Source organism: Bacillus sp. G16 (assembly GCF_021282335.1).
In the GTDB taxonomy this organism is placed as follows: Bacteria; Bacillota; Bacilli; order Bacillales; family Bacillaceae; genus Bacillus; species Bacillus inaquosorum.
The window spans coordinates 88,297-108,509 of sequence record NZ_JAJSOZ010000008.1 but is presented as its reverse complement, the minus strand read 5'-3'; the positions used below and the strand labels follow the sequence as shown (position 1 = coordinate 108,509).

Genomic DNA, 20,213 nt, shown 5'->3' with positions numbered 1-20,213 from the left:
CCTCTTTCCGTTCTAATTTGCCGTAAGCTTTTTGTAGATCATCGTGCCAAGCCATCTCGCTGCAAGATTAAACACAAGAACAGAAATCACCAGCACCGCAGAACCACCGTTGGCAATCGCTTCAGCATCCGGAATCATTCCTTGCGTATTTACGTTCCAAATGTGCACCGCCAGTGTTTCAGCGGGCCTGAAAATATTAAGCGGCGATGTTTCAGAAAACGGGTTCCACTCTGTAAAATTAAGACGTGGCGTTGTCAGACCGGCTGTAAATAATAGTGCCGCCGCTTCCCCGAACACCCTTCCTGACGCCAAAATTGCTCCTGTGATGATAGAAGGGATCGCACTTGGAATTAAAACTGTTTTTACGGTATGCCAGCGTGAAACACCTAAAGCGAGAGATGCTTCCTTCAGATCTTTAGGGACTGTACGAATCGCGTCTTCTGTCACACGCACCATGACAGGAAGGTTAAAAACAGTTAACGCAAGCGCACCGCCTATGATCGTATATCCCCAGCCTGTTAAGTTGACAAACATCAGTAATCCAAACATCCCAATGACAATAGACGGAAGAGATGAAAGCACCTCTATACATGTTCTGATGAAATCAGTCACTTTGTTATTAGGCGCGTACTCAGCCATGAACACTCCGCCGCCCACACCGAGCGGGATTGTAATCAGCATGGTAATAAACAAGATATAAAAGGAGTTAAACAGCTGGTCGCGTATTCCTCCTCCAGCTGCAATAGCACTCGATTTTGTTGAAATAAAGTCGAAGCTGAGCTGAGAAACACCGTTGATAATAATATAGGAAAACAAGCCTACTAGAATTGCAGCGATAATGGCTGCACACAAACCAAACATTCCAGTCGCCAGTTTATCTGTTATTTTGCGGTTCATTACACTTTCCTCCTAGATGACAAGTAGCGAATAAGCAGGATGAACAAGAATGACATCACCAGAAGCACTAGTCCCATTGACCAAAGCGTATTATTTTCAACGCTGCCGTATGTGGTGTGGCCCATGTTCAGCGTGATGATCGTTGTCAGTGTTCCGGCAGTGTCAAACAGGCTTTCCGGCAGTACTCTTGTATTTCCAATGACCATCTGAACAGCCAAAGCTTCACCAAACGCCCGTGCCATACCAAGTACAACAGCTGTCATTAATGTTGGAAAAGCTGCAGGCACAAGTACTTTTCTGATCGTCTGCCATCTTGTCGCACCAAGCGCGTAAGAACCTTCTCTTAAACTCTTCGGAAGAGAAGCCATTGCATCTGCAGAGATCGATGTGATGGTCGGCAGAATCATGACGGAAAGGACAATCGTTCCCGCCAATAAACTGTGCCCTGTCCCGCTCGATTTGAATTGGGCGATAAACGGTACCAATACTGTAAGACCTATGAATCCATAAACAACAGATGGAATGCCGACTAAAAGCTCAATCACCGGCTGCAGCACTTTCTTTCCCCAATTCGGCGCAATTTCTGTCATAAAAATCGCACCTGCAATGCCAAGCGGCGCAGCAATGAGTGCAGAAAGAATCGTTACTGCAAATGATCCAAAAATAAATGGCAGCACGCCATATTTCGGATCAGCATCTGTAGGGTTCCAATTTAGACTCGTTAAGAATTCAATTGGGCTTACACCATTTACTAGAAAAGATTGCAGCCCCTTAACGCCGAGGAAAATGGTGATCGCAACAGATGCCGCAATCATAATAAGCGCACAAGCTGTCACAATCATTCTTCCCCGAACTTCATCCAATTGCCGATTTTGCCTTGAGCTGATTAAACGCTCGCTCACAGACATATTTTCTCTATTGTTTATCATTGTTTTACACTCCTATGAATGTGTTAAGAGGAGAAACGGTTGTCCCCGCACTCCTCTTTTTATTAAGATCAGCTTTGCTTCCCGTTGGCATCGCGTGTCACTTTCATATCAGTAACCGGAATGTAGCCTTGGTCAGTAACAATGCTTTTTTGAATGTCTTCACTCTTTAGATAATCTAGAAATTCTTTGGCTAAATCTGTCGCTTCACCTTTTGTATAAGAATGTTGATAAGCCCAGATCGGATACTCGCCAGTTGTCACATTTTTTGCTTCAGGTTTTACACCATCAATAGATAGAGCAGTTACTTTGTCATCTGTTAAATATGAGAATGCAAGATATCCAATCGCTCCCGGAGTATCAGCAATGATTTTTTTCACAGTGTTGGAGGAATCTTCAGTAATGCCTTCTGCAGGTTCTTCTCCGTCAAGCGCATATTTCACAAATGTAGCACGTGTGCCAGAAGAATCAGGACGGTTTACAAGTGTAATCTTTTGGTCTTTGCCGCCAAGCTCTTTCCAGTTTTTGATTTTACCAGTGAAGATTTTTTTCAATTCATCTTTAGAAATATCCTTCACACCAGCATCAGGGTTTACAGCTGCTGCCATACCAACGACTGCGACTTGATGATCGACAAGCGCTTTTGCATCGATACCTTCTTTTTCTTCAGCAAAAACGTCTGAATTCCCGATCTGAACAGCTCCTTCAGAGACTTGAGAAAGCCCTGTTCCAGAACCGCCAGCTTGCACCTGTATATCAGCATCAGGGTTTTCTTCCATAAATTTTTCTGCGGCTGCAAGTACTAATGGCTGCATAGCCGATGAACCAGAAATGGTTAAAGAACCTGATGCCTTTCCTTCTCCTTTTGCAGAATCGCTATTCGATTTTTCACTTTCTCCTGCATTTCCGCATGCAGCTGCAATGATCATAAAAGCAGCCATCAGAAGCATAAGCACCAATTTGTTTTTTTTCATTTCCTGAATTCCCCCTGCGTATAATGTGTAATTTGTCCTACACGTATAGAGTAAAGGTTCTATGTAAAAAGGGTTTGAACCGAATGTTAAGGTTTTGTAAATCAATGCGTTTTTTTGTATAAAAAAAACGCCCACATCATGTGAGCGTTTCTTTTTAGTTATCAGAAGACGTTGTGTTCTCTGCATTTTCTTCGATTTTATCTTTATTCTTTTGTTGCGTATCTTCTTTGTCCTGCTTCGATTTCAGCTCAAAATATTTATCCATTACCTCTCTGCCGATTTCGTTTGTAATGGTATATTTAGCGCTGTAATCAATATAAGCCCAAGGTACTACGACAGAGATCGCAATTTCAGGATTATCAGCCGGCGCATAAGCGACAAGTGTCGTATTATATGTCGCTGTTCCTGTTTTTGATTTATCAGGCCCGTCATAGAACGATTGTGCTGTTCCTGTTTTCCCGGCAGGCTGATATGATGCTGACGCAAATTGGCTGGCAGCTGTCCCTTTTGTCATCACTCGTCTGAATCCGGCCTGTACTTCTTTAATGTATTCACTCTTCATGTCGATTTTATTCAGCACTTCCGGCTGAACGGATTGCACGACAGCACCAATCCCTTTTTCAGCATTAGGTTCTCTGACTTCTTTTACTAGCTGAGGCTTCAAGCGGTAGCCGCCATTTGCAATCGTTGATACATATTGTGCCAGTTCCAGCGGTGTATACGTATCGTACTGGCCGATTGCATAGTCAAGCAAGAATCCCGTTAATCTGTCTGTTCCTTTATAGCCTGTCATTTCATTCGGAAGATCAATTCCAGTTTTAACTCCCAATCCAAATTGGCTGAAATAATTCCGGAATGTATCAAAGGCCGTTGTATCAATCGGTAAAGCTTGATGCGGTTTATATTCACCTTTTCCGAGTGCAATCGCCGTTTTAAACATAAATACGTTGGAAGACTGCTCTAAGGCTCTTTGAATATTGACCGGTCCTAAGTTCGTCCATGACTTTTTACCATTTTTATCCTGGCTACCAATATACAATGGTTCATCCTGAAAAACGGTATTCAGGTTGATGGCACCGGTTTGCAAGCCCGTCAGCACGGTTGCACCTTTGACAGCCGAACCCATGGCATAAGATGACGTCATATTTCCTAGCGCGTAATCATCAATTTTATATTTCCCATTTTCTTGTTTAATCTGCTTACCCGCCATTGTCAGCACTTCACCGTTTCTCGGGTCCATCATGACAACGAATGCCCGGTCTAATAACCCAGTGCTTGGTCTTGCTTTAGCAGATTTGAGATTCTTCTCAATGATTTTTTCCACTTCTTTTTGCAAATCAATGTCAATCGTAAGTACGAGATCTTTACCGGCTTTCCCTTCAGAAACGGTTTTTGTTCCCGTGACATTGCCGTTTGAATCCGTGATGTTTTCCACCTTTGCTTTTTGTCCCTGCAGAAGACTTTCGTACTGGTATTCAATATAACTTTTTCCGACCCTGTCATTTCGGCTGTAGCCAAGAGACAGATAATGGTCGAGCAAGTTGGACGGCAATCCTTCATCAGAGCTGGAAACACTTCCGAGCACTGAGCGAAGAAGGTTTTTATACGGATATTCGCGTTCCCAATCGGACGTGACATCAACACCCGGCAGTTCGTCTAAATGTTCACTTACAACTGCCATTTCTTTCGCTGATACATCTTCGTTTTTGATATATTGAGGGGTCAATGCATATCCTGAATCCATCTGTCTTTTGATGGCTAGGATCTGCATGTCTTTATCCGTCAGTTCATTCAGCTGCTTATCAGTAATTCGTTTTAGCTGGAGCTGATATAAATCGTCATCGGATAATGTTTTGTCTTCAACCTGCTTTCTTTCTTTAGCGGTAATCAACTTTTTGGCTTCTTTCGGCCTAGTTAAAATCCAATAATCCTTTTTATCCCGTTCTGTTACTTTTTTTGTATCAACTTTAATCATATCAGACAGCTTTTTTGCGATCTTTAAACGCTGGTCTTGCGTGGTCGATTTAGATCTGGTGTATGTGATTGCATTTAAAGCCTTATTTGTCACGATGGCATTAAAGTTTCGATCATAAATTTTCCCGCGCGGCACCGCCGAGCTGACTTCACTTTGTTCCTGCTGATTGGCTTGGTTTTTGTAATCATCGCCTTGTACGATCTGCTTGATGCCTAATTCCACAATGATCCAGGTGAATATGACAAAGGCAGCCAAGAATAAAATATTCAGCCGGATCGGAAGCGACTTCTTTTTCTCTTTATGATTTTGCTTTTTTGGTTTATTTCTCCTCATAACATCACCTTTTTCTATTTACAGAAAGAAAAGACACTCAAGTAAGAGTGCCAGTTTTCATTCTAAAGGTTTTTTCGACTTTTTTCTACAGATAACCCCTTTTTGACAAAAAATTATCTTTCACCTTTTAAAAGATTCGGTTCAGTTACCCGTTTTTGGCCGTCTTCTTCCATGGTTTCATTTTCCTCTTCTTTCTCCTTAAAACGGATATCCTTAACAAAGTAATAAATCAGCGGATGTCCTATGCCCAATATAGCGAGTGACAAAGGAATTCCCACATCCTCTTTCAGAAGGGCCACGATCAAGAGAAAGCATAAAATGGAGACAATCCTGCCGGCGTTTAAAAACAGTTCCCTCAGCACGATATATTCAATTCTTGCTTTTCTGGCATGCCGCGCCCGGCCTATCACATCATATGTAAGTGATACATATGGCACGAGCAAAAGAGGATAGCCGATGGCAATAAAAACGCCGTACGTCAATAATGTCGTAAAGCTCATATGAAACAGAATCAAAAACAGCGCGCCATACAGAATAAGGCCGCCCAGCAAGATTGATTTTTTTCTGGCCTTTTTCTTAATCAGCCTGGATGCAAAGTAGTAGGCAAAGAAGGAAACAGCTGAGTTGACAAGGCCGAATGTGCCGAGGGCCAGTTCGCTGTTTGTCTCAATAAATACAAATACACTGATTAAGAAGACAAAAATCCCTTCTCTCAAGCCTTGAAAAAAATGCGCATTCGTAATTCTCCGCCAATTCATATTGCTATGGCGCTCTCCAAATACTTTGCTCAGCATAAAACGGCCCTTTGATTCTCTCCGTTTTAAAAAAAAGCTCATCACGACAGCCAAGGCAAATAAACTGAGGGAGAGACTGAAAATTAATGTGTAACCCGTATTATTTTCAAGCCTTGAGATAACAAATCCCGCTACAATCGGACCGATCATCCCTGCAGAGGAAGACAGAATGCCCATAAATCCGTTGAAAAAGTCTCGCGTCTCCGGCTCTGTTATTTCAAAGGTCAGCACGTTAAACGCTAGCCAATAAAAGCCATAGCCCACTCCGAGCACCGCACCGATCAGCACGAGCCGGCTGGCCGCCGTTTCTCCGGCTAAAAGCACACTTAAATAAAAGGCGGCTAAAAAAATGACGCCGAACCTTAAAATGAACACCCTGTCTATTTTTTTGGCTAACCGTCCAGCCAAATAAAAGGTTAACGGCTGCATTGTCACAATGGATAAATTATATATCGCCAAATCAATAAATTTCCCTGACTGCTTCCAAAGGTACACATTAACAAATGTATTGGACAATGCAATTCCCAGCGAATAAAGCCCGCCAATGGTCAGCAGAAAGAGTAACCCTTTGTTTACGTCTACATCGCCAATTACTTTTTTTAGTTTGCTCATTACTGACTCCCCTTTACTATCCCTTAGTCTGTCTCACTCAAACCGAGATATGTAAAAAGAAGACAGAAAAAAACAAGGCCCCCCCTATTGAGGACCTTGCTTGTGTCATTATTTTACTTCGCTGTATAGACGAGCCACTTCGTCCCAGTTCACAACTTTCCAGAAAGCTGAAATGTAATCAGGACGGCGGTTTTGGTAGTTAAGGTAGTAAGCATGCTCCCAAACGTCAAGTCCTAAGATAGGCGTTTTGCCTTCAGAAAGCGGAGAATCTTGGTTTGGTGTGCTTGTGATTTCAAGCTTACCGTTGTTCACAACAAGCCATGCCCAGCCAGAACCGAAGCGTCCAGCTGCTGCAGCTGCGAATTGCTCTTTGAATTTGTCAAAGCTTCCAAATACACTGTTGATCTCCTCAGCAAGCGCGCCAGTCGGCTCGCCTCCGCCGTTTGGAGATAAAAGTGTCCAGAATAATTTGTGGTTCGCGTGTCCGCCGCCATTGTTGCGGACTGCAGTGCGGATGTTTTCAGGAACAGAATTAAGATCTGCAACAAGCTCTTCAACTGATTTGTTTGCAAGAGCCGTGTTTCCTTCAACCGCTTTGTTTAAATTTGTAACGTATGTGTTGTGGTGTTTCGTATGGTGAATAGTCATAGTTTCCTTATCAATATGCGGTTCTAAAGCATCGTACGCATAAGGTAATTCTGGAAGTTCGTAAGCCATGATAAATTCCTCCTTAATATATATGTACTGAAATGCCGCTTCACAGCGAGCCTTTCTTCATTCAATGTAACAAAAGAACGCTGTGTAATCAATGAAAATGCTCACATTTTGGCTCATTTCAGCGGACATATTTCACTTTAACCGATAATCCGCCCCATTAAACCTGCCGCCGGCAATTCTTATAGGACCGTCCATAAAAAATATCCGATCATCAAAAGCTGTATGATGCCCTTTGCAATAACCCCTGTTAAAAAGCCAATGAGTGAGCCGAGACCAATTTTAAACGCTGACTTTAAGTCCTTTTGATGAACGATAAGTTCTGCACAAACAGCCCCGATAAACGGCCCTAATATGATCCCCGCAACCGGAATGACGAAAGGCCCGATTAATAAACCGATCGTGCTTCCCCATATGGCGGCTTTGCTTCCGCCAAACCTTTTTACTCCAAGCAGATTAGACACGTAATCTGCTGCGAATAATACTGCGGCAAAAACAGCTTCAACGAGCCAGAACATATATGAATACGGACTGAATGAAAACAAAAATCCGTACAATACAAAGCCGGCAACGATAAATACTACGCTCGGAATAACGGGATACACCAGCCCTATAAAAGCGATGATAAATACCGCCGCAATCACCAGCCAATATAACATATCCATAAAATCCATCCTCCCTTTTTACATCTATCTTCTTCATGTCTTCCTTGTATTCACACGCAGGCAACGATACAATAAGCAACATATATTAGTATAGCTAGGAAGTGAAGATAGTGAATGTATTTCAGCTTTTCATCAAAAGTACATACTCTCCCCGTGATATTGCAAAAACAAGATTTCAAGGAATCGGAAAAGCGATTCTTTATGTATTTTTGCTCTCTGTCCTTTTTGCAATTCCTACCGCTTATTATGTAAGCTCAGGGACCGTCAAATCAATGAACGGCTTTAAAACTGTTTTACACAAAGATTTCCCTGATTTCAAAATTTCAAACGGCAAACTTCAAACCGATGAAAAAAAAGCCACGGAATCACAGGCAAATGGCTTCGTTATCGTGTTTGATCCGACAGACGCCTACGGCACTGAACAAATCGAAGCAAAGCAAAACGCGATCGGCATCCTTCAGGACAAATTTGTTTTGGCCATTGACGGACAAGCCCAAGAAATGCCTTACTCAATGATGCCATCAGATTTAACAAAAAAAGATGTGATTGCGGGTTTAAACCAAAATAAAACGATGATCACAACTGTTCTTTCATTTCTCATTTTTCTCGTAACAGCGGCAGGAAAATTTATTGAAGTATCATTCTTAGCGCTTATCGGGGTAATCATGAAGAATGCACAGAAAAAGCATCTGTCCTACCATCAGCTTTGGAAGCTTTCTGCCTATTCGATCACCCTTTCGACTGTGTTCTTTACGATCATGCGGGCATTAGAAGCAACAGTTCCAAGTGAATTTTTACTGAACTGGTTTGTCAACTTTGTCATCCTGTTTCTTGTTTTGAAAGAGATCCCGTCCAAAAAAGCTGTTGCATAATCTGAGACTGCCTTCGCAGTCTCTTTTCTTTTGTCATGAATCGAAATGGACAAGCATACTATAGTATAAATTTCGTATGCGGGAGGAAAAGCGATGAAGCGTCTCACTTTTGTATGCAGCATTGTTTTTATTCTTTTTATTCTTTTTTATGATCTTAAAGTTGGAACGATCCCCATCCAGGACCTCCCTGTCTATGAAGCATCAGCAAAAACGGCTGAACAGGAACCAGCCTATAAAACGGTGAAGGTACAGCCGGGTGACACCGTTATGTCAATTGTCGGACCAGCAGGTTCTCCTGACGACATTGTAAAGGATTTTGAAACACTGAATCCGAATGTGAAAGCCAACTCCATTCAAGCGGGAACAGCGTACAAATTCCCGGTCTACCCTTAATTAACGTTAATTTCTTGTCAGTTCGGCGAAGACACTGTTACAATGTAATTTGTAAAATAAATTCACATAAACCATACTAGAATTGTTATATCTAGAAGCGGCAACTACAATTAAGGAGCGATTGCAAGTGAGTGAAATCACACATCGTACAAAAACGCGTCCCGTCAAAGTGGGACCTTTAACAATAGGCGGCAACAATGAAGTTGTTATCCAAAGCATGACAACAACAAAAACACATGATGTAGAAGCAACGGTTGCGGAAATTAACCGTCTGGCTGAAGCCGGATGCCAAATCGTCCGGGTAGCATGTCCGGATGAACGGGCGGCAAATGCCATCGCGGATATTAAAAAACGCATTTCCATTCCGCTCGTTGTTGACATACATTTCGATTATAAACTTGCGTTAAAAGCCATTGAAGGCGGCGCAGATAAAATCCGAATCAACCCAGGCAACATCGGCCGCCGTGAAAAAGTCGAAGCGGTCGTTAAAGCGGCGAAAGAAAAAGGGATTCCGATCAGAATCGGAGTAAACGCTGGTTCACTTGAAAAACGGATTTTAGAAAAATACGGTTATCCGACAGCAGACGGAATGGTAGAGAGCGCACTTCATCACATTAAAATTCTTGAAGATCTTGATTTTCACGATATTATTGTCAGCATGAAGGCATCTGACGTCAACCTTGCGATCGAGGCTTATGAAAAAGCAGCGAAAGCATTTGACTACCCTCTGCATCTTGGGATCACTGAGTCAGGAACACTGTTTGCCGGTACAGTAAAGAGCGCAGCAGGACTCGGCGCGATTTTAAGCAAGGGCATCGGGAACACCATGCGTATTTCATTAAGCGCAGATCCTGTGGAAGAAGTAAAAGTAGCAAGGGAGCTTCTGAAATCTTTCGGCTTAGCCTCCAATGCTGCCACACTCATCTCATGTCCGACTTGCGGCCGTATTGAGATTGATTTGATCAGCATCGCCAATGAAGTGGAAGAATACATTTCTAAGGTGAAAGCGCCGATTAAAGTCGCTGTTCTCGGCTGTGCAGTAAACGGACCTGGTGAAGCGAGAGAAGCTGATATCGGAATCGCAGGAGCACGTGGTGAAGGACTGTTGTTCCGGAAAGGAAAAATTGTCCGTAAGGTTCCAGAGGAAACAATGGTAGAGGAACTCAAGAAAGAAATCGACATTCTTGCTGAGGAACACTACGCAAAGCTTGAAGCTGAAAAAGCAAAACTAAAAGAAGAAACACAAAAAGCTTGACGGGAACCCGTCAAGCTTTTTTGTGTTAGAAAAATGGAATAATAAATATTCCAAGCACTAATGAGACGACACCGATACCCATCGCCCAAGCTCCTAGGCCTTGGGCACCTCTTCTTCTTGCGATATAGCCGACAATAATACCGGCAGCTCCCAATAAAACAGGCAGTACAAACAATGAAATAATGGACAAGGCTAATGCAATATAGCCTATTCCCCGCCCTTCATTGACATTGCCGCCGCTGCGGTCATTGTCTCGGTCATTGCTGCGGTCAGTAGCACGGTAAGGCTCTGCGATTTCAGCAGCCGTTTCCTCAAAAAAACCATCGTTGTCGCGGGTAATATTTGATCCTTCAGAACCATGATCTACATAGTAGCTGTTGTTATCACGTTTTTCGTAATCGTTTGCCACCTTCAATTCCCCCTTCTGTTTTTATTAAAGGAGCTTTTATAGTTTGATCTATTTTGCCTGATTCATGTTTGCTAAACTTTTCTGTTAATGTCAATTGTTTATGTTACACTGGAAGGGATGAAACTGAAGGAGTGTGGGCATGTTACGCTTAGGAATAGATATTGACGGCACAATCACGGCTCAGGATACATTCGTCCCTTATTTGAACCGCTCGTTTAATCTTTCCATTTCATTAAACGATATGACGGATTATGATTTGACAAAACTGTTAAACATTACGCAGGAAGAATTTTGGGATTGGATGAATCAAAATGAAGCCATCATATATAAGGAAGCATTGCTTGCGCAGCATGCAAAACAGTCACTTGACCTCCTCAAAGAGGAGCACAAGCTTATTTATATTACAGCGAGACGGACTCATTTAACTGATATTACTTATGAATGGTTTGACAGACAAAATATTCATTACGACCACATCGAACTCGTTGGCGGTCATCATAAAGTTGAGGCAGTCAAAAAACACAACATTGACTTGTTTTTTGAGGATCATCACGGAAACGCAATGATGATTGCGAAAGAAGCCGATATACCGGTGATTTTATTCAATTCCCCTTATAATCAGCTTCCGCTTGATTCAAACATCATCAGAGTCAGCAACTGGCTTGAAGCCGTTCAATGGATTAACAAAAATAAACATCATATCATACGTGTCAACAACTGAAAAAGGAGCCCAACCGGGGCTCCTTTTTCTCATATAAACAATTACGCAGTAGTGTTTTCTTGGTTTTCCGCTGTACAATCAGGGCATGTGCCGTAAATCTCAAATTTATGTCCGCTGATCTGATAGCCATCCAAATCATCACAAAGCTTGTCCATCGGGCATGATTCAATTTCTTTTGTTTTGCCGCAGGCAAGACAAATAAAGTGATGGTGATGGTGGGTAAATGAACACTTAAATCGGAAGAGTTTTTCACCGGACAGCTCAGTTGTTTCCAAAATACCAAGTTCTTCATATAAAGAAAGATTTCTGTAGATTGTATCAAAGCTTAAGCCGGGATAATCATCATTTAATGCAGACAGTACGTTTTTAGCGGTAAGATACCTGTCTGAATCAGCAAAAAGCTGCAGCATATCTTCACGTTTATTTGTATATTTATATCCGTTTTCTTTCAGTAGGTTCAGCGCTTCTTGTACGTTCATGAAGGGTCCCCCTTTTCGCTTTGCTTAAGAACGTATCACATGTATGAAAAAGAAAATGGCAGCTGTCTGACCAGCAAGCCATTTTCTTTACTGCAGATAAAATTATACCCATAAAATGAATAAAAGTAAATGAAAGCCTAGTGGATTGCGTTTTTGAATTTTCCGCCTCTCGTTTCATGCGTATTCATAATCGTAATGAATGCATTTTGATCGACTTCAAACACGATCGATTTTAGCTTAGTCACTTCCAGCCTTGTGACAACCGCGTAAATCACGTCCTTTTCTTCGTCCGTATATCCGCCTTTCCCCTTCAGCTTGGTTGTTCCGCGACCGAGACGGTGCAAAATCGCGTCGGAAATCTCATCATACTGATCAGACACAATAATGACAGCTTTTGTTTCATCAAGCCCCTGGATCACGGCATCAATGGTTTTCATCGCAATATAATAAGTCATGAAAGAGTACATCGCTTGCTCAGGACCGAACACAAAACCAGCCCAAATGAAAATGAATACATTGATGAGCATGACGAACTCACCAACTGAAAATGGCAGCTTTTTCGTCAGCAAAATACCGAGAATTTCTGTACCATCCATTGAACCTCCGTTTCGAATAACGAGCCCGACGCCAAAGCCGAGCAAAAGACCTCCGAACACAGTGGCCAAAATAGGCTGAGTTGTAATGGCTTCTACATGATGAAGCGAGGATTCAATAACGGCAAGCCCGACAATTCCAATCATCGTAGAGACAAGGAAGGTCTTACCGATATATTTATAGCCGAAGATCATAAAAGGAATATTTAAAATGACAACGAATAAAGCGAAATTCAAAAAGGGGTTTGACATAAAGAGGTGGTCTAAAATAAGTGATACACCGATAATCCCGCCATCAATAAAATCGTTAGGGATTAAAAATAATTCAATACTTACAGCCGCAGATGCAGCTCCTGCCAGAATCATGAAGACCCTGAAAATAAAATGGGAAAATGTTTCTCTCTTATGTTGTTTTGTTGGGGTCATAAAATCTCCTTTCCTGCAATAACTATTTTAAATACATTATAAATCTATTTTACCATTAAACACTGACACATTTTACTGATTTGCCCATACATTAAGTCTGGAGGTGGAATGGTCGATGATTTTATTTCAAAGAATTATTTTGCAGCGGCTTAACCAGGCTACTGCTGACGATTTGCTGAAGTACTCAAAACAATACGGAATCAGCCTAACAAGACCGCAGGCCGTTGAAGTAGCAAACCTGCTATACGGGAAAAATGTGAACATCTTTAATGAGAGTGAACGAATGCGGCTGCTGAAACAAGTAGAGGCAATTACATCGAAAGAAACAGCCCAAACCGTTAATGAACTATTCAAACAATTTACAAGCTGAAAAAATGGGGGACTTATCCCCCATTTTTTATTGCTGTAAAATCTTTTCAAGCAATGTGTCATCAAATTGTTTTTCTTTCAGCATTTCAATCTCAAAACGGTATGGCGGTTTTTTATTCTTTTTATCTTCACCGACATACGGCGTTTCAAGGATTTTCGGAATGTCTTTTAACTGCTCATGGTGAACAACATACTGCAGTGCGTCAAATCCGATTTCACCAAAGCCGATGTTTTCATGGCGGTCTTTTCTTGCGCCTTTGACATTTTTGCTGTCATTAATATGAAGCACTTTAATACGGTCAATACCGACGATTTTATCAAACTCAGTCAACACTCCATCAAAGTCTTCGACAATGTTATATCCCGCATCATGTGTATGGCACGTGTCAAAGCATACTGACAGATGCTCATTGTGTGTAACGCCATCGATAATCTGCGCAAGCTCCTCAAAGCTTCTGCCGCATTCAGATCCTTTTCCTGCCATTGTTTCTAATGCAATCTGGACATTTTGATTCGGATCAATCACTTCATTTAAGCCTTCAATAATTTTCTTGATGCCTGCTTCAGCTCCCGCTCCTACGTGAGCGCCTGGGTGAAGGACAATTTGCTTCGCTCCGATGGCAGCTGTCCGTTCAATTTCAGAACGAAGAAAATCGACACCAAGCTCAAAAGTGGACGGATTTGTCGTGTTGCCAATATTAATAATATAAGGCGCGTGTACGATAATCTCGTCAATACCGTTTTCTTGCATGTGTGCCCGGCCAGCTTCTATATTCAAGTCTTCAATTTTCTTTCGGCGCGTATTTTGCGGTGCGCCTGTATAGATCATAAACGTGTTCGCCCCATAAGAAACTGCCTCCTGGCTTGCTGCCAGAAGCATATGTTTTCCGCTCATAGAGACGTGTGAGCCTATTCTCAACAACAGGTTCCCCTACTTTCTTTTTTTAGATTGGTTTCTTCTCTGTTTTTTCTTGATTTTCTCCATCTCGTAGCTCATTTTCTTTTTATATCCAGGCTTAACCTTCTTCGGCTTTTTCACGAGACGATGCGCAATTTCATCCGCTTCGTTCGACGTTTTTTTACGCTTTTTGCGGCGCTGGCGGTCATCGCCTTTTTTCCACTCGCCCTTTTCAAGCTCCAAGTAATCAAATTCAATGCCCATTTTCTCAAGTCTGACTAATGAATCCTCATCAGAGAGCTCATAAATGGTCATCGCTTGTCCTGATGAGCCGGCGCGAGCCGTTCTGCCCACACGGTGAACATAAAAATCGAGATCATCCGGCAGCTCATAGTTGATAACATGGCTGACACCTTTAATATCAATGCCTCTTGCGGCAAGGTCAGTCGCAATGACATAAGTGAATTCCAAATCATTGATCTGCTTCATGACTTTTTTCCGCTCACGAGGCGTTAATCCGCCGTGCAGCAGCCCGATTTTCATGCCTTTTCCAGTCAAATATTGAGCGATATGGTCAGCCGTGTTTTTCGTATTGGCAAACACAATGCCCAGGTATGGATTCAGATGAGACATGATGTCAAAAAGGAGCTTGTCCTTGTCACGATGTTTCGAAGGAATGAGGATATGCTCGATCTTCGCAGCAGTCACCTGTTTTGGCTCCACGTGGGCGTATTTCGGATTTTCCATATATTTTTTCAAAAATGGTTTCAGCTTTTCCGGAATGGTCGCTGAGAACACAAGCATTTGCAGATCCTCAGGCATGCGTGAACCGATGTAATCTACATCTGCAAGGAATCCCATATCCAGCATTAAATCCGCTTCATCAATGACGAGAGATTCCGCTTTATAAACACTTAACGCCTGTTCTTTGATTAAATCGGCAATACGTCCTGGCGTACCGACGACAAGATGAGGCTGTGTTTTCAATTTATCAATTGATTTTTGTTTATCTGTGCCTCCGATAAAACATTTCGAGCGAATCTGACTGCCTTCTTCACCTTGTGTGATTTTAAGTGCTTCCTGATGAATCTGGTTGGCAAGCTCTCTTGTCGGAGCCGTAATGACAACCTGAACGACATCCTTAGCAGGATCGATTTTGTTTAATAAAGGCAGTAAATAAGCGTGAGTCTTTCCGGTTCCCGTCTGAGACTGGCCGATGACGCTTTCTTTTTTTAACACTGCAGGAATCAGCCTTTTCTGAATATCAGTCGGTTCATAAAAACCAAGGCGGTGCACTGCATCTATAATAAACGGTTTCAATTCATAAAGTTCAAATTTAGTTTCTTTCATTTTTCCCAGCTCCTTAAAGCGGCACATTATGTGTCCATCATCACATTATACCCGATTTTGCTTAAAAACACCACGTTTGGAAGGCGTTTGTTTTATTCAGTTATGTAAAGCAAATACCGCAGCCCATGCATATTCTAATAGCAGAGAGAGCTGAAAGGAGGTACAAGTATGTTTTCACCGCAGCAGCCGATGAGAAATTATCCGCAGCCCGGACCGCCCCGCCCCATGCCAAATCAGCGAATGATGGGCAGAAGACCGCCTAATTTGCAAAGACCTTCATTTGGACCGCAGCAGCAAGGTTTTCAGCAATCCGGACAATTTCTTCCTCAGGCAAATGCCGGAGCGAGAAATGGTGCGGGCGGAGGCTTAAAAGGAATGCTGTCAAAGTTCTTACCCGGAGGAGGAGGCACTGGCGGCGCCGGAGTTCCAGGAGCAGGCACAGCAGCGAGCGGAGGAGCAGGTCTGCAAGGCATTCAAAATATCGCCAATCCTGCATCTTTATCCAGTATGCTTGGGAATGTGCAAAAAGTGCTTGGCATGGCGCAGCAAGTCACCCCCATGATCCAGCAGTACGGCCCATTAGTCCGCAATCTGCCAGCAATGATGAAGCTGTACAGCCAGTTAAGTAAAAGTGATGATACAGAGAGCAATGAGGAAAATGAAAAGCAAACAGAGTCAGAAGAAACCTCGGAAATCGAGAACGAGGCTGAAGCAAAAACATCAGATGGGAACAAAAAATCAAAACCAAAAAGTTCTTCTCCACCGAAGAAATCAAAAACATCTGACAGTAAAGAACAAGAATCAAAAACATCTGCCCCGAAGAAAAAAGAAGCTGTCTCTCCTGCTTCGAAAAGAACATCAGGCAGATCAAAGCCGAGATTATATATTTAACATTCTTTGATATCTGAAGTGAGATTGGCTATAATGAGATCAGAAGAATGCAAGAATAGAGCCGTTTGATTACGGCTTTTTATATTGCCTTTACTCACTTCAGTATTGGAGGACTACCGAAAATGGACGTAATTAAAATTTCACCGCGCGGCTATTGCTATGGCGTTGTTGATGCTATGGTCATTGCCAAGAACGCGTCACTTGATAAAAGCTTGCCAAGACCCATCTATATACTCGGGATGATTGTTCATAATAAACACGTTACTGATGCGTTTGAAGAGGAAGGAATCTTTACTTTGGACGGCGCTAATCGTCTGGACATCCTGAAGCAGGTTGACAAGGGAACTGTCATTTTCACTGCGCACGGCGTTTCTCCCGAAGTCAGAAAAATCGCTGAAGAAAAAGGATTAGTCGCAATTGATGCCACATGTCCGGACGTGACAAAAACTCACGATTTAATTCTAGAGATGAAAGAAAAAGGATATCACGTGATCTATATCGGCAAAAAAGGTCATCCGGAGCCAGAAGGAGCCGTTGGCGTAGCGCCTGAGATCGTTCACTTAGTTGAAACGGAAGAAGATGTGAAAAACCTTGATATCCAAGCAGAGAAATTAATTGTAACCAATCAAACAACGATGTCTCAATGGGATGTTTACGACATCATGGAGCTTGTAAAAGAGAAATATCCGCATGTCGAATACCACCAAGAGATTTGCCTGGCTACTCAGGTACGGCAGGAAGCTGTATCAGAACAGGCGAAAAAAGCGGACTTAACGATCGTTGTCGGTGACCCTAAAAGCAACAATTCAAATAGGCTTGCTCAAGTGTCAGAGGAAATAGCCGGCACAAAAGCATACCGAATCGGCGACCTAAGCGAATTAAAGCTCGAATGGCTTAAAGGCGTGAATACTGTTGCCGTTACTGCGGGGGCTTCAACACCAACGCCGATCACAAAAGAAGTCATTCGCTTTTTGGAGCAGTATGATCATGAAGATCCATCAACTTGGACAATCGAACACAATGTACCGCTCAAAAAAATACTCCCGAAAGTAAAAGCAAAAAACTGAGGCTGTTAAAGCCTCAGTTTTTTTATAGAAATGTAAATGGATTTGTATCTGTCTCAGAAATAAAGATATTTACGTCCAGCTTTTTATCTTTGCACATTGCCGTCAGTTTTCTCGTGACGCCTTTTTTCATGATTTTTTCCGCATAATGGCCCGGATCAACAACATTCAGGCCAAGCATCATCGCATCATGGGCCACATGGAAGTATAAATCTCCTGTAACGTAAACATCGGCGCCCTTCCGTTTCGCATGATGAATATACTTGTTACCATCTCCGCCAAGAACAGCTACCTTCTTCACTATGCTGTCAGCCTCACCCACCATTCTAACGCCATTTACTTCAAGCTTGTCTTTCACAAATAAAGCGAATTCCTTGAGCGTCATCTCATTTTTAAGTGTTCCGACACGGCCGAGCCCTTTTTCGGCAGGAGACTGCTCAACAGGATAAATGTCGTAAGCGACTTCTTCATATGGATGGCTTTTTATCATTGCTCTTATAACAGCTTTTTCGATGCTTTTAGGAAACACAGTCTCAAGCCTTATCTCATGAACAAGCTCAAGCTCTCCCACTTCACCAATAAAAGGCTTGGCGCCGTCTAATGGCTTAAAGCTGCCGATTCCTTCAGACGAAAACGCGCAATGGCTGTATTCGCCGATATGGCCGGCTCCTGCATTTCCGAGCGCCGCTCTGACCTGCTCTTCATATTCCTTCGGCACATATACGGCCAGCTTTTTCAGAGGATCAGTATAAGTAGGCGCCAGCACTTCCGTCTCACTCAGCTCTAATGCTTCAGCAAGCAAATCATTCACGCCGCCGTCCGCAACGTCTAAATTTGTATGAGCTGCATAAACTGCGATATCATGCTTCAAACACTTTTCAATTAACCTTCCGGCAGGCTGATCTGTTGAAATATGCTTTAGCGGCCTGAAAATAGGAGGATGGTGTGCAATAATCAAATCAACCTCTTTTTCAATTGCTTCATCGATAACGCTTTCCAGCACATCAAGTGTAACCATCACATTTTTAATCGGTTTGTTTAAGGTGCCGATTTGCAGTCCGATTTTATCGCCTTCGACAGCATAGGCTTTCGGGGAAAATTGTTCAAACAGCTGGACGATCTGCTGCCCATTTACTGTTTTAGCCATGATCGATAACCTCCTTTAGCAGCTCCATTCGATCGGCGAGCTCCTTTAATTTTTGTTTATTTTGCTCTGTAGTTGCAGCTCGGCTGATCTGTTCATAAATGCTTTGTGTGTGCTCAAGCTCTTGTGTCCATTTTTTCAAAAAGACAGCATTCTTTTCTTTTGCCAAGAAAGGGCCGACGAGCATTCCGGCTGATAAAGAAATACCGGCATAAGCCGCATCTCTGTCTCCCGCTTCGGCGACAAGCACCTCATAGCACTTTCCGTCCTCTTCAAGGATCACCTCGTCTATCAACGCATATCCTTCTTTATAAAGCCACTCTCTGATATGAACAGCATGAATATTCGGCTGTAAAATAAGCCGTTCCTTTCCCGTTAATTTGTCTTTACCCGCTTCTAAAATGTGAGCGATCAAAGATCCGCCCATCCCGGCAATCGTAATGGCATCGGCTTCACCTTTTTTAATGACTTCCAGGCCGTCTCCCTGCCTTACAGAAATGTGCGAGCTTAAGCCTGATTTTTCAACCTGCCGCTTGGCAGACAAAAATGGGCCGTCTGTTATTTCTCCGGCAATTGCTTTGCTTGCTTTATGATTCAGCACCGCATAACAAGGAAGGTAAGCATGGTCAGACCCGATATCGGCCATCACCGCTCCATTCGGTATGTACTCAGCTACTGTTTGCAATCGTTTAGATAATTTTAATTCGTTCACTTGTCATCACAACTTTTCTCAATCATTTTTTCCTTTTCTATCATATAAAAAATCAGCCAGGAATCCAAGCTGAGCGAATGATTTTAAGATTATTTCTTTTGATGCGGCTCTACTACGCGGCAGACAAAAATAAAAGGCTGTCGAGAACATCTCGGCGGCCTGAGAACGTATAAGGAGAAAGATAGATCTTTTATTTAATTTTTGATACCCATTCTGCCATATCATCCAGCTTATCGGCCGGAACAAGACCGGAAGGCATTCCATTACCGCCTTTTTCGATCTTTGTTTTAATTTCAGCGACATCTTTCTTATCCCCTACACCTTTTAAGCTAGGACCCGAAACACCTTCATAATTTTCACCGTGGCACGCGATACAGTTTGCCTTGTATATATCCTCCGGTGAAGCGTTTGCATCATCTTTTTCAGCAGATTTGCTTTCTCCGCCGCTTGCAATCTCCCGAGAGTCATCAAGCCCCTTTACTGATAAAAAGAAAGTCAGACCAATACCTAAAACAGCGATCAGTAAAAATGGAATAAGCGGATTCCATTTCATTTCCCTTCCCCCTTTTTGATCCTTCCCCCTATGTAAACACTTCTAATTCTAACTTATTTTTACAAAAAGTAAATGGATTGATATACAAAAGTTTTTTATTCACACTTTATACAAAATTGAATAGAAACATGCTTATTTCTCTGATATCCTTTTTATTCTATTGTATAATGTATTGTATACGCTTACAATAGAAA

Annotated in this window: 22 protein-coding genes; 7 read left to right on the top strand and 15 right to left on the bottom strand. The window is 42.4% G+C overall.

Annotated features, from left to right (window positions below):
- Positions 1-12 precede the first annotated feature (12 nt).
- The 7 genes from pstA to LWH95_RS12385 all read right to left on the bottom strand — a co-directional run bounded on the left by pstA (position 13) and on the right by LWH95_RS12385 (position 7,890).
- Complete coding sequence (gene pstA, locus LWH95_RS12415; RefSeq protein WP_003237008.1) at positions 13-897, bottom strand: phosphate ABC transporter permease PstA; 885 nt, start codon at positions 895-897, stop codon at positions 13-15.
- The gene (pstC, locus tag LWH95_RS12410; RefSeq protein ID WP_060399034.1) at positions 897-1,826 is read right to left on the bottom strand and encodes a phosphate ABC transporter permease subunit PstC; all 930 of its coding nucleotides are present in this window, start codon (positions 1,824-1,826) and stop codon (positions 897-899) included. Before pstC ends, pstA begins: the two co-directional genes overlap by 1 nt.
- A gap of 68 nt (positions 1,827-1,894) precedes the next feature.
- Complete coding sequence (locus LWH95_RS12405; RefSeq protein ID WP_003237013.1) at positions 1,895-2,797, bottom strand: phosphate ABC transporter substrate-binding protein; 903 nt, start codon at positions 2,795-2,797, stop codon at positions 1,895-1,897.
- 154 nt (positions 2,798-2,951) lie between these two features.
- A complete protein-coding gene (gene pbpA, locus LWH95_RS12400) occupies positions 2,952-5,105 on the bottom strand; it encodes a penicillin-binding protein 2A (protein ID WP_119914027.1) in 2,154 nt (717 codons plus the stop codon).
- 113 nt (positions 5,106-5,218) lie between these two features.
- Positions 5,219-6,511, bottom strand: coding sequence for an MFS transporter (locus LWH95_RS12395; RefSeq protein ID WP_225514202.1), 1,293 nt, complete (start codon positions 6,509-6,511; stop codon positions 5,219-5,221).
- A gap of 108 nt (positions 6,512-6,619) precedes the next feature.
- Positions 6,620-7,228, bottom strand: coding sequence for a superoxide dismutase (sodA, locus tag LWH95_RS12390; RefSeq protein ID WP_232919687.1), 609 nt, complete (start codon positions 7,226-7,228; stop codon positions 6,620-6,622).
- 179 nt (positions 7,229-7,407) lie between these two features.
- Complete coding sequence (locus tag LWH95_RS12385) at positions 7,408-7,890, bottom strand: DUF456 domain-containing protein (protein WP_003237020.1); 483 nt, start codon at positions 7,888-7,890, stop codon at positions 7,408-7,410.
- A gap of 110 nt (positions 7,891-8,000) precedes the next feature.
- Between LWH95_RS12385 and LWH95_RS12380 the strand changes: the two genes are divergently transcribed.
- The 3 genes from LWH95_RS12380 (at position 8,001) to ispG (ending at position 10,410) form a co-directional block, all read left to right on the top strand.
- Positions 8,001-8,762, top strand: coding sequence for a DUF1189 domain-containing protein (locus tag LWH95_RS12380; RefSeq protein ID WP_232919686.1), 762 nt, complete (start codon positions 8,001-8,003; stop codon positions 8,760-8,762).
- Between the two features lie 93 nt (positions 8,763-8,855).
- Entirely contained in the window at positions 8,856-9,155 is a 300-nt protein-coding gene (locus LWH95_RS12375) for a LysM peptidoglycan-binding domain-containing protein (protein ID WP_232919685.1), read from the top strand.
- A gap of 121 nt (positions 9,156-9,276) precedes the next feature.
- Entirely contained in the window at positions 9,277-10,410 is a 1,134-nt protein-coding gene (ispG, locus tag LWH95_RS12370; protein WP_080010835.1) for a flavodoxin-dependent (E)-4-hydroxy-3-methylbut-2-enyl-diphosphate synthase, read from the top strand.
- Between the two features lie 25 nt (positions 10,411-10,435).
- On the opposite strand, the gene LWH95_RS12365 is transcribed toward ispG, so the two are convergent.
- The gene (locus tag LWH95_RS12365) at positions 10,436-10,825 is read right to left on the bottom strand and encodes a DUF308 domain-containing protein (protein WP_232919684.1); all 390 of its coding nucleotides are present in this window, start codon (positions 10,823-10,825) and stop codon (positions 10,436-10,438) included.
- 133 nt (positions 10,826-10,958) lie between these two features.
- Here LWH95_RS12365 and LWH95_RS12360 point away from each other — a divergent pair, with 133 nt between their 5' ends.
- Positions 10,959-11,540, top strand: a complete 582-nt coding sequence (locus LWH95_RS12360; protein WP_148981987.1) for a hypothetical protein — start codon at positions 10,959-10,961, stop codon at positions 11,538-11,540.
- 41 nt (positions 11,541-11,581) lie between these two features.
- Here LWH95_RS12360 and zur read toward each other — a convergent pair whose 3' ends face one another.
- Both zur and LWH95_RS12350 read right to left on the bottom strand, forming a co-directional pair.
- On the bottom strand, positions 11,582-12,019 hold the full coding sequence (gene zur, locus LWH95_RS12355) for a zinc uptake transcriptional repressor Zur (protein ID WP_003237031.1): 438 nt from the start codon (positions 12,017-12,019) through the stop codon (positions 11,582-11,584).
- Between the two features lie 137 nt (positions 12,020-12,156).
- Positions 12,157-13,038 (bottom strand): YitT family protein, encoded by an 882-nt coding sequence (locus LWH95_RS12350; RefSeq protein WP_003237036.1) that lies wholly within the window; start codon positions 13,036-13,038, stop codon positions 12,157-12,159.
- A gap of 115 nt (positions 13,039-13,153) precedes the next feature.
- Here LWH95_RS12350 and LWH95_RS12345 point away from each other — a divergent pair, with 115 nt between their 5' ends.
- On the top strand, positions 13,154-13,408 hold the full coding sequence (locus LWH95_RS12345; RefSeq protein ID WP_003237038.1) for a DUF2624 domain-containing protein: 255 nt from the start codon (positions 13,154-13,156) through the stop codon (positions 13,406-13,408).
- Positions 13,409-13,435: 27 nt separating this feature from the next.
- On the opposite strand, the gene LWH95_RS12340 is transcribed toward LWH95_RS12345, so the two are convergent.
- Both LWH95_RS12340 and cshB read right to left on the bottom strand, forming a co-directional pair.
- Entirely contained in the window at positions 13,436-14,329 is an 894-nt protein-coding gene (locus tag LWH95_RS12340) for a deoxyribonuclease IV (protein ID WP_019258915.1), read from the bottom strand.
- A 9-nt stretch (positions 14,330-14,338) separates the two neighbouring features.
- Positions 14,339-15,655: a DEAD-box ATP-dependent RNA helicase CshB gene (gene cshB / locus LWH95_RS12335; RefSeq protein WP_019258916.1), complete on the bottom strand. Its 1,317-nt coding sequence runs from the start codon at positions 15,653-15,655 to the stop codon at positions 14,339-14,341.
- 168 nt (positions 15,656-15,823) lie between these two features.
- On the opposite strand from cshB, the gene LWH95_RS12330 reads away from it, so the two are divergent.
- Both LWH95_RS12330 and LWH95_RS12325 read left to right on the top strand, forming a co-directional pair.
- Positions 15,824-16,546, top strand: a complete 723-nt coding sequence (locus LWH95_RS12330; RefSeq protein WP_003237044.1) for a YqfQ family protein — start codon at positions 15,824-15,826, stop codon at positions 16,544-16,546.
- 122 nt (positions 16,547-16,668) lie between these two features.
- A complete protein-coding gene (locus LWH95_RS12325; RefSeq protein WP_019258918.1) occupies positions 16,669-17,613 on the top strand; it encodes a 4-hydroxy-3-methylbut-2-enyl diphosphate reductase in 945 nt (314 codons plus the stop codon).
- A gap of 22 nt (positions 17,614-17,635) precedes the next feature.
- Here LWH95_RS12325 and LWH95_RS12320 read toward each other — a convergent pair whose 3' ends face one another.
- From LWH95_RS12320 to cccA, 3 genes are all read right to left on the bottom strand, one after another.
- Complete coding sequence (locus LWH95_RS12320; protein ID WP_148981990.1) at positions 17,636-18,757, bottom strand: Nif3-like dinuclear metal center hexameric protein; 1,122 nt, start codon at positions 18,755-18,757, stop codon at positions 17,636-17,638.
- Positions 18,750-19,400 carry a tRNA (adenine(22)-N(1))-methyltransferase TrmK gene (trmK, locus tag LWH95_RS12315; RefSeq protein WP_003237050.1) on the bottom strand — a complete coding sequence of 217 codons (651 nt, stop codon included), beginning with the start codon at positions 19,398-19,400 and terminating at the stop codon, positions 18,750-18,752. The genes LWH95_RS12320 and trmK overlap by 8 nt, the downstream gene beginning before the upstream one ends.
- A 256-nt stretch (positions 19,401-19,656) precedes the next feature.
- Complete coding sequence (cccA, locus tag LWH95_RS12310) at positions 19,657-20,019, bottom strand: cytochrome c550 (RefSeq protein ID WP_003237051.1); 363 nt, start codon at positions 20,017-20,019, stop codon at positions 19,657-19,659.
- Between the last annotated feature and the right edge of the window lie 194 nt (positions 20,020-20,213).

What these genes read in the sequence shown, in the direction of transcription:
- pstA (WP_003237008.1), bottom strand. Translation starts at nt 897, where the DNA reads ATGAACCGCAAAATAACAGATAAACTGGCGACTGGAATGTTTGGTTTG.
- pstC (WP_060399034.1), bottom strand. Translation starts at nt 1,826, where the DNA reads ATGATAAACAATAGAGAAAATATGTCTGTGAGCGAGCGTTTAATCAGC.
- LWH95_RS12405 (WP_003237013.1), bottom strand. Translation starts at nt 2,797, where the DNA reads ATGAAAAAAAACAAATTGGTGCTTATGCTTCTGATGGCTGCTTTTATG.
- pbpA (WP_119914027.1), bottom strand. Translation starts at nt 5,105, where the DNA reads ATGAGGAGAAATAAACCAAAAAAGCAAAATCATAAAGAGAAAAAGAAG.
- LWH95_RS12395 (WP_225514202.1), bottom strand. Translation starts at nt 6,511, where the DNA reads ATGAGCAAACTAAAAAAAGTAATTGGCGATGTAGACGTAAACAAAGGG.
- sodA (WP_232919687.1), bottom strand. Translation starts at nt 7,228, where the DNA reads ATGGCTTACGAACTTCCAGAATTACCTTATGCGTACGATGCTTTAGAA.
- LWH95_RS12385 (WP_003237020.1), bottom strand. Translation starts at nt 7,890, where the DNA reads ATGGATATGTTATATTGGCTGGTGATTGCGGCGGTATTTATCATCGCT.
- LWH95_RS12375 (WP_232919685.1), top strand. Translation starts at nt 8,856, where the DNA reads ATGAAGCGTCTCACTTTTGTATGCAGCATTGTTTTTATTCTTTTTATT.
- LWH95_RS12360 (WP_148981987.1), top strand. Translation starts at nt 10,959, where the DNA reads ATGTTACGCTTAGGAATAGATATTGACGGCACAATCACGGCTCAGGAT.
- zur (WP_003237031.1), bottom strand. Translation starts at nt 12,019, where the DNA reads ATGAACGTACAAGAAGCGCTGAACCTACTGAAAGAAAACGGATATAAA.
- LWH95_RS12350 (WP_003237036.1), bottom strand. Translation starts at nt 13,038, where the DNA reads ATGACCCCAACAAAACAACATAAGAGAGAAACATTTTCCCATTTTATT.
- LWH95_RS12345 (WP_003237038.1), top strand. Translation starts at nt 13,154, where the DNA reads ATGATTTTATTTCAAAGAATTATTTTGCAGCGGCTTAACCAGGCTACT.
- cshB (WP_019258916.1), bottom strand. Translation starts at nt 15,655, where the DNA reads ATGAAAGAAACTAAATTTGAACTTTATGAATTGAAACCGTTTATTATA.
- LWH95_RS12330 (WP_003237044.1), top strand. Translation starts at nt 15,824, where the DNA reads ATGTTTTCACCGCAGCAGCCGATGAGAAATTATCCGCAGCCCGGACCG.
- LWH95_RS12325 (WP_019258918.1), top strand. Translation starts at nt 16,669, where the DNA reads ATGGACGTAATTAAAATTTCACCGCGCGGCTATTGCTATGGCGTTGTT.
- LWH95_RS12320 (WP_148981990.1), bottom strand. Translation starts at nt 18,757, where the DNA reads ATGGCTAAAACAGTAAATGGGCAGCAGATCGTCCAGCTGTTTGAACAA.
- trmK (WP_003237050.1), bottom strand. Translation starts at nt 19,400, where the DNA reads ATGGCCGATATCGGGTCTGACCATGCTTACCTTCCTTGTTATGCGGTG.
- cccA (WP_003237051.1), bottom strand. Translation starts at nt 20,019, where the DNA reads ATGAAATGGAATCCGCTTATTCCATTTTTACTGATCGCTGTTTTAGGT.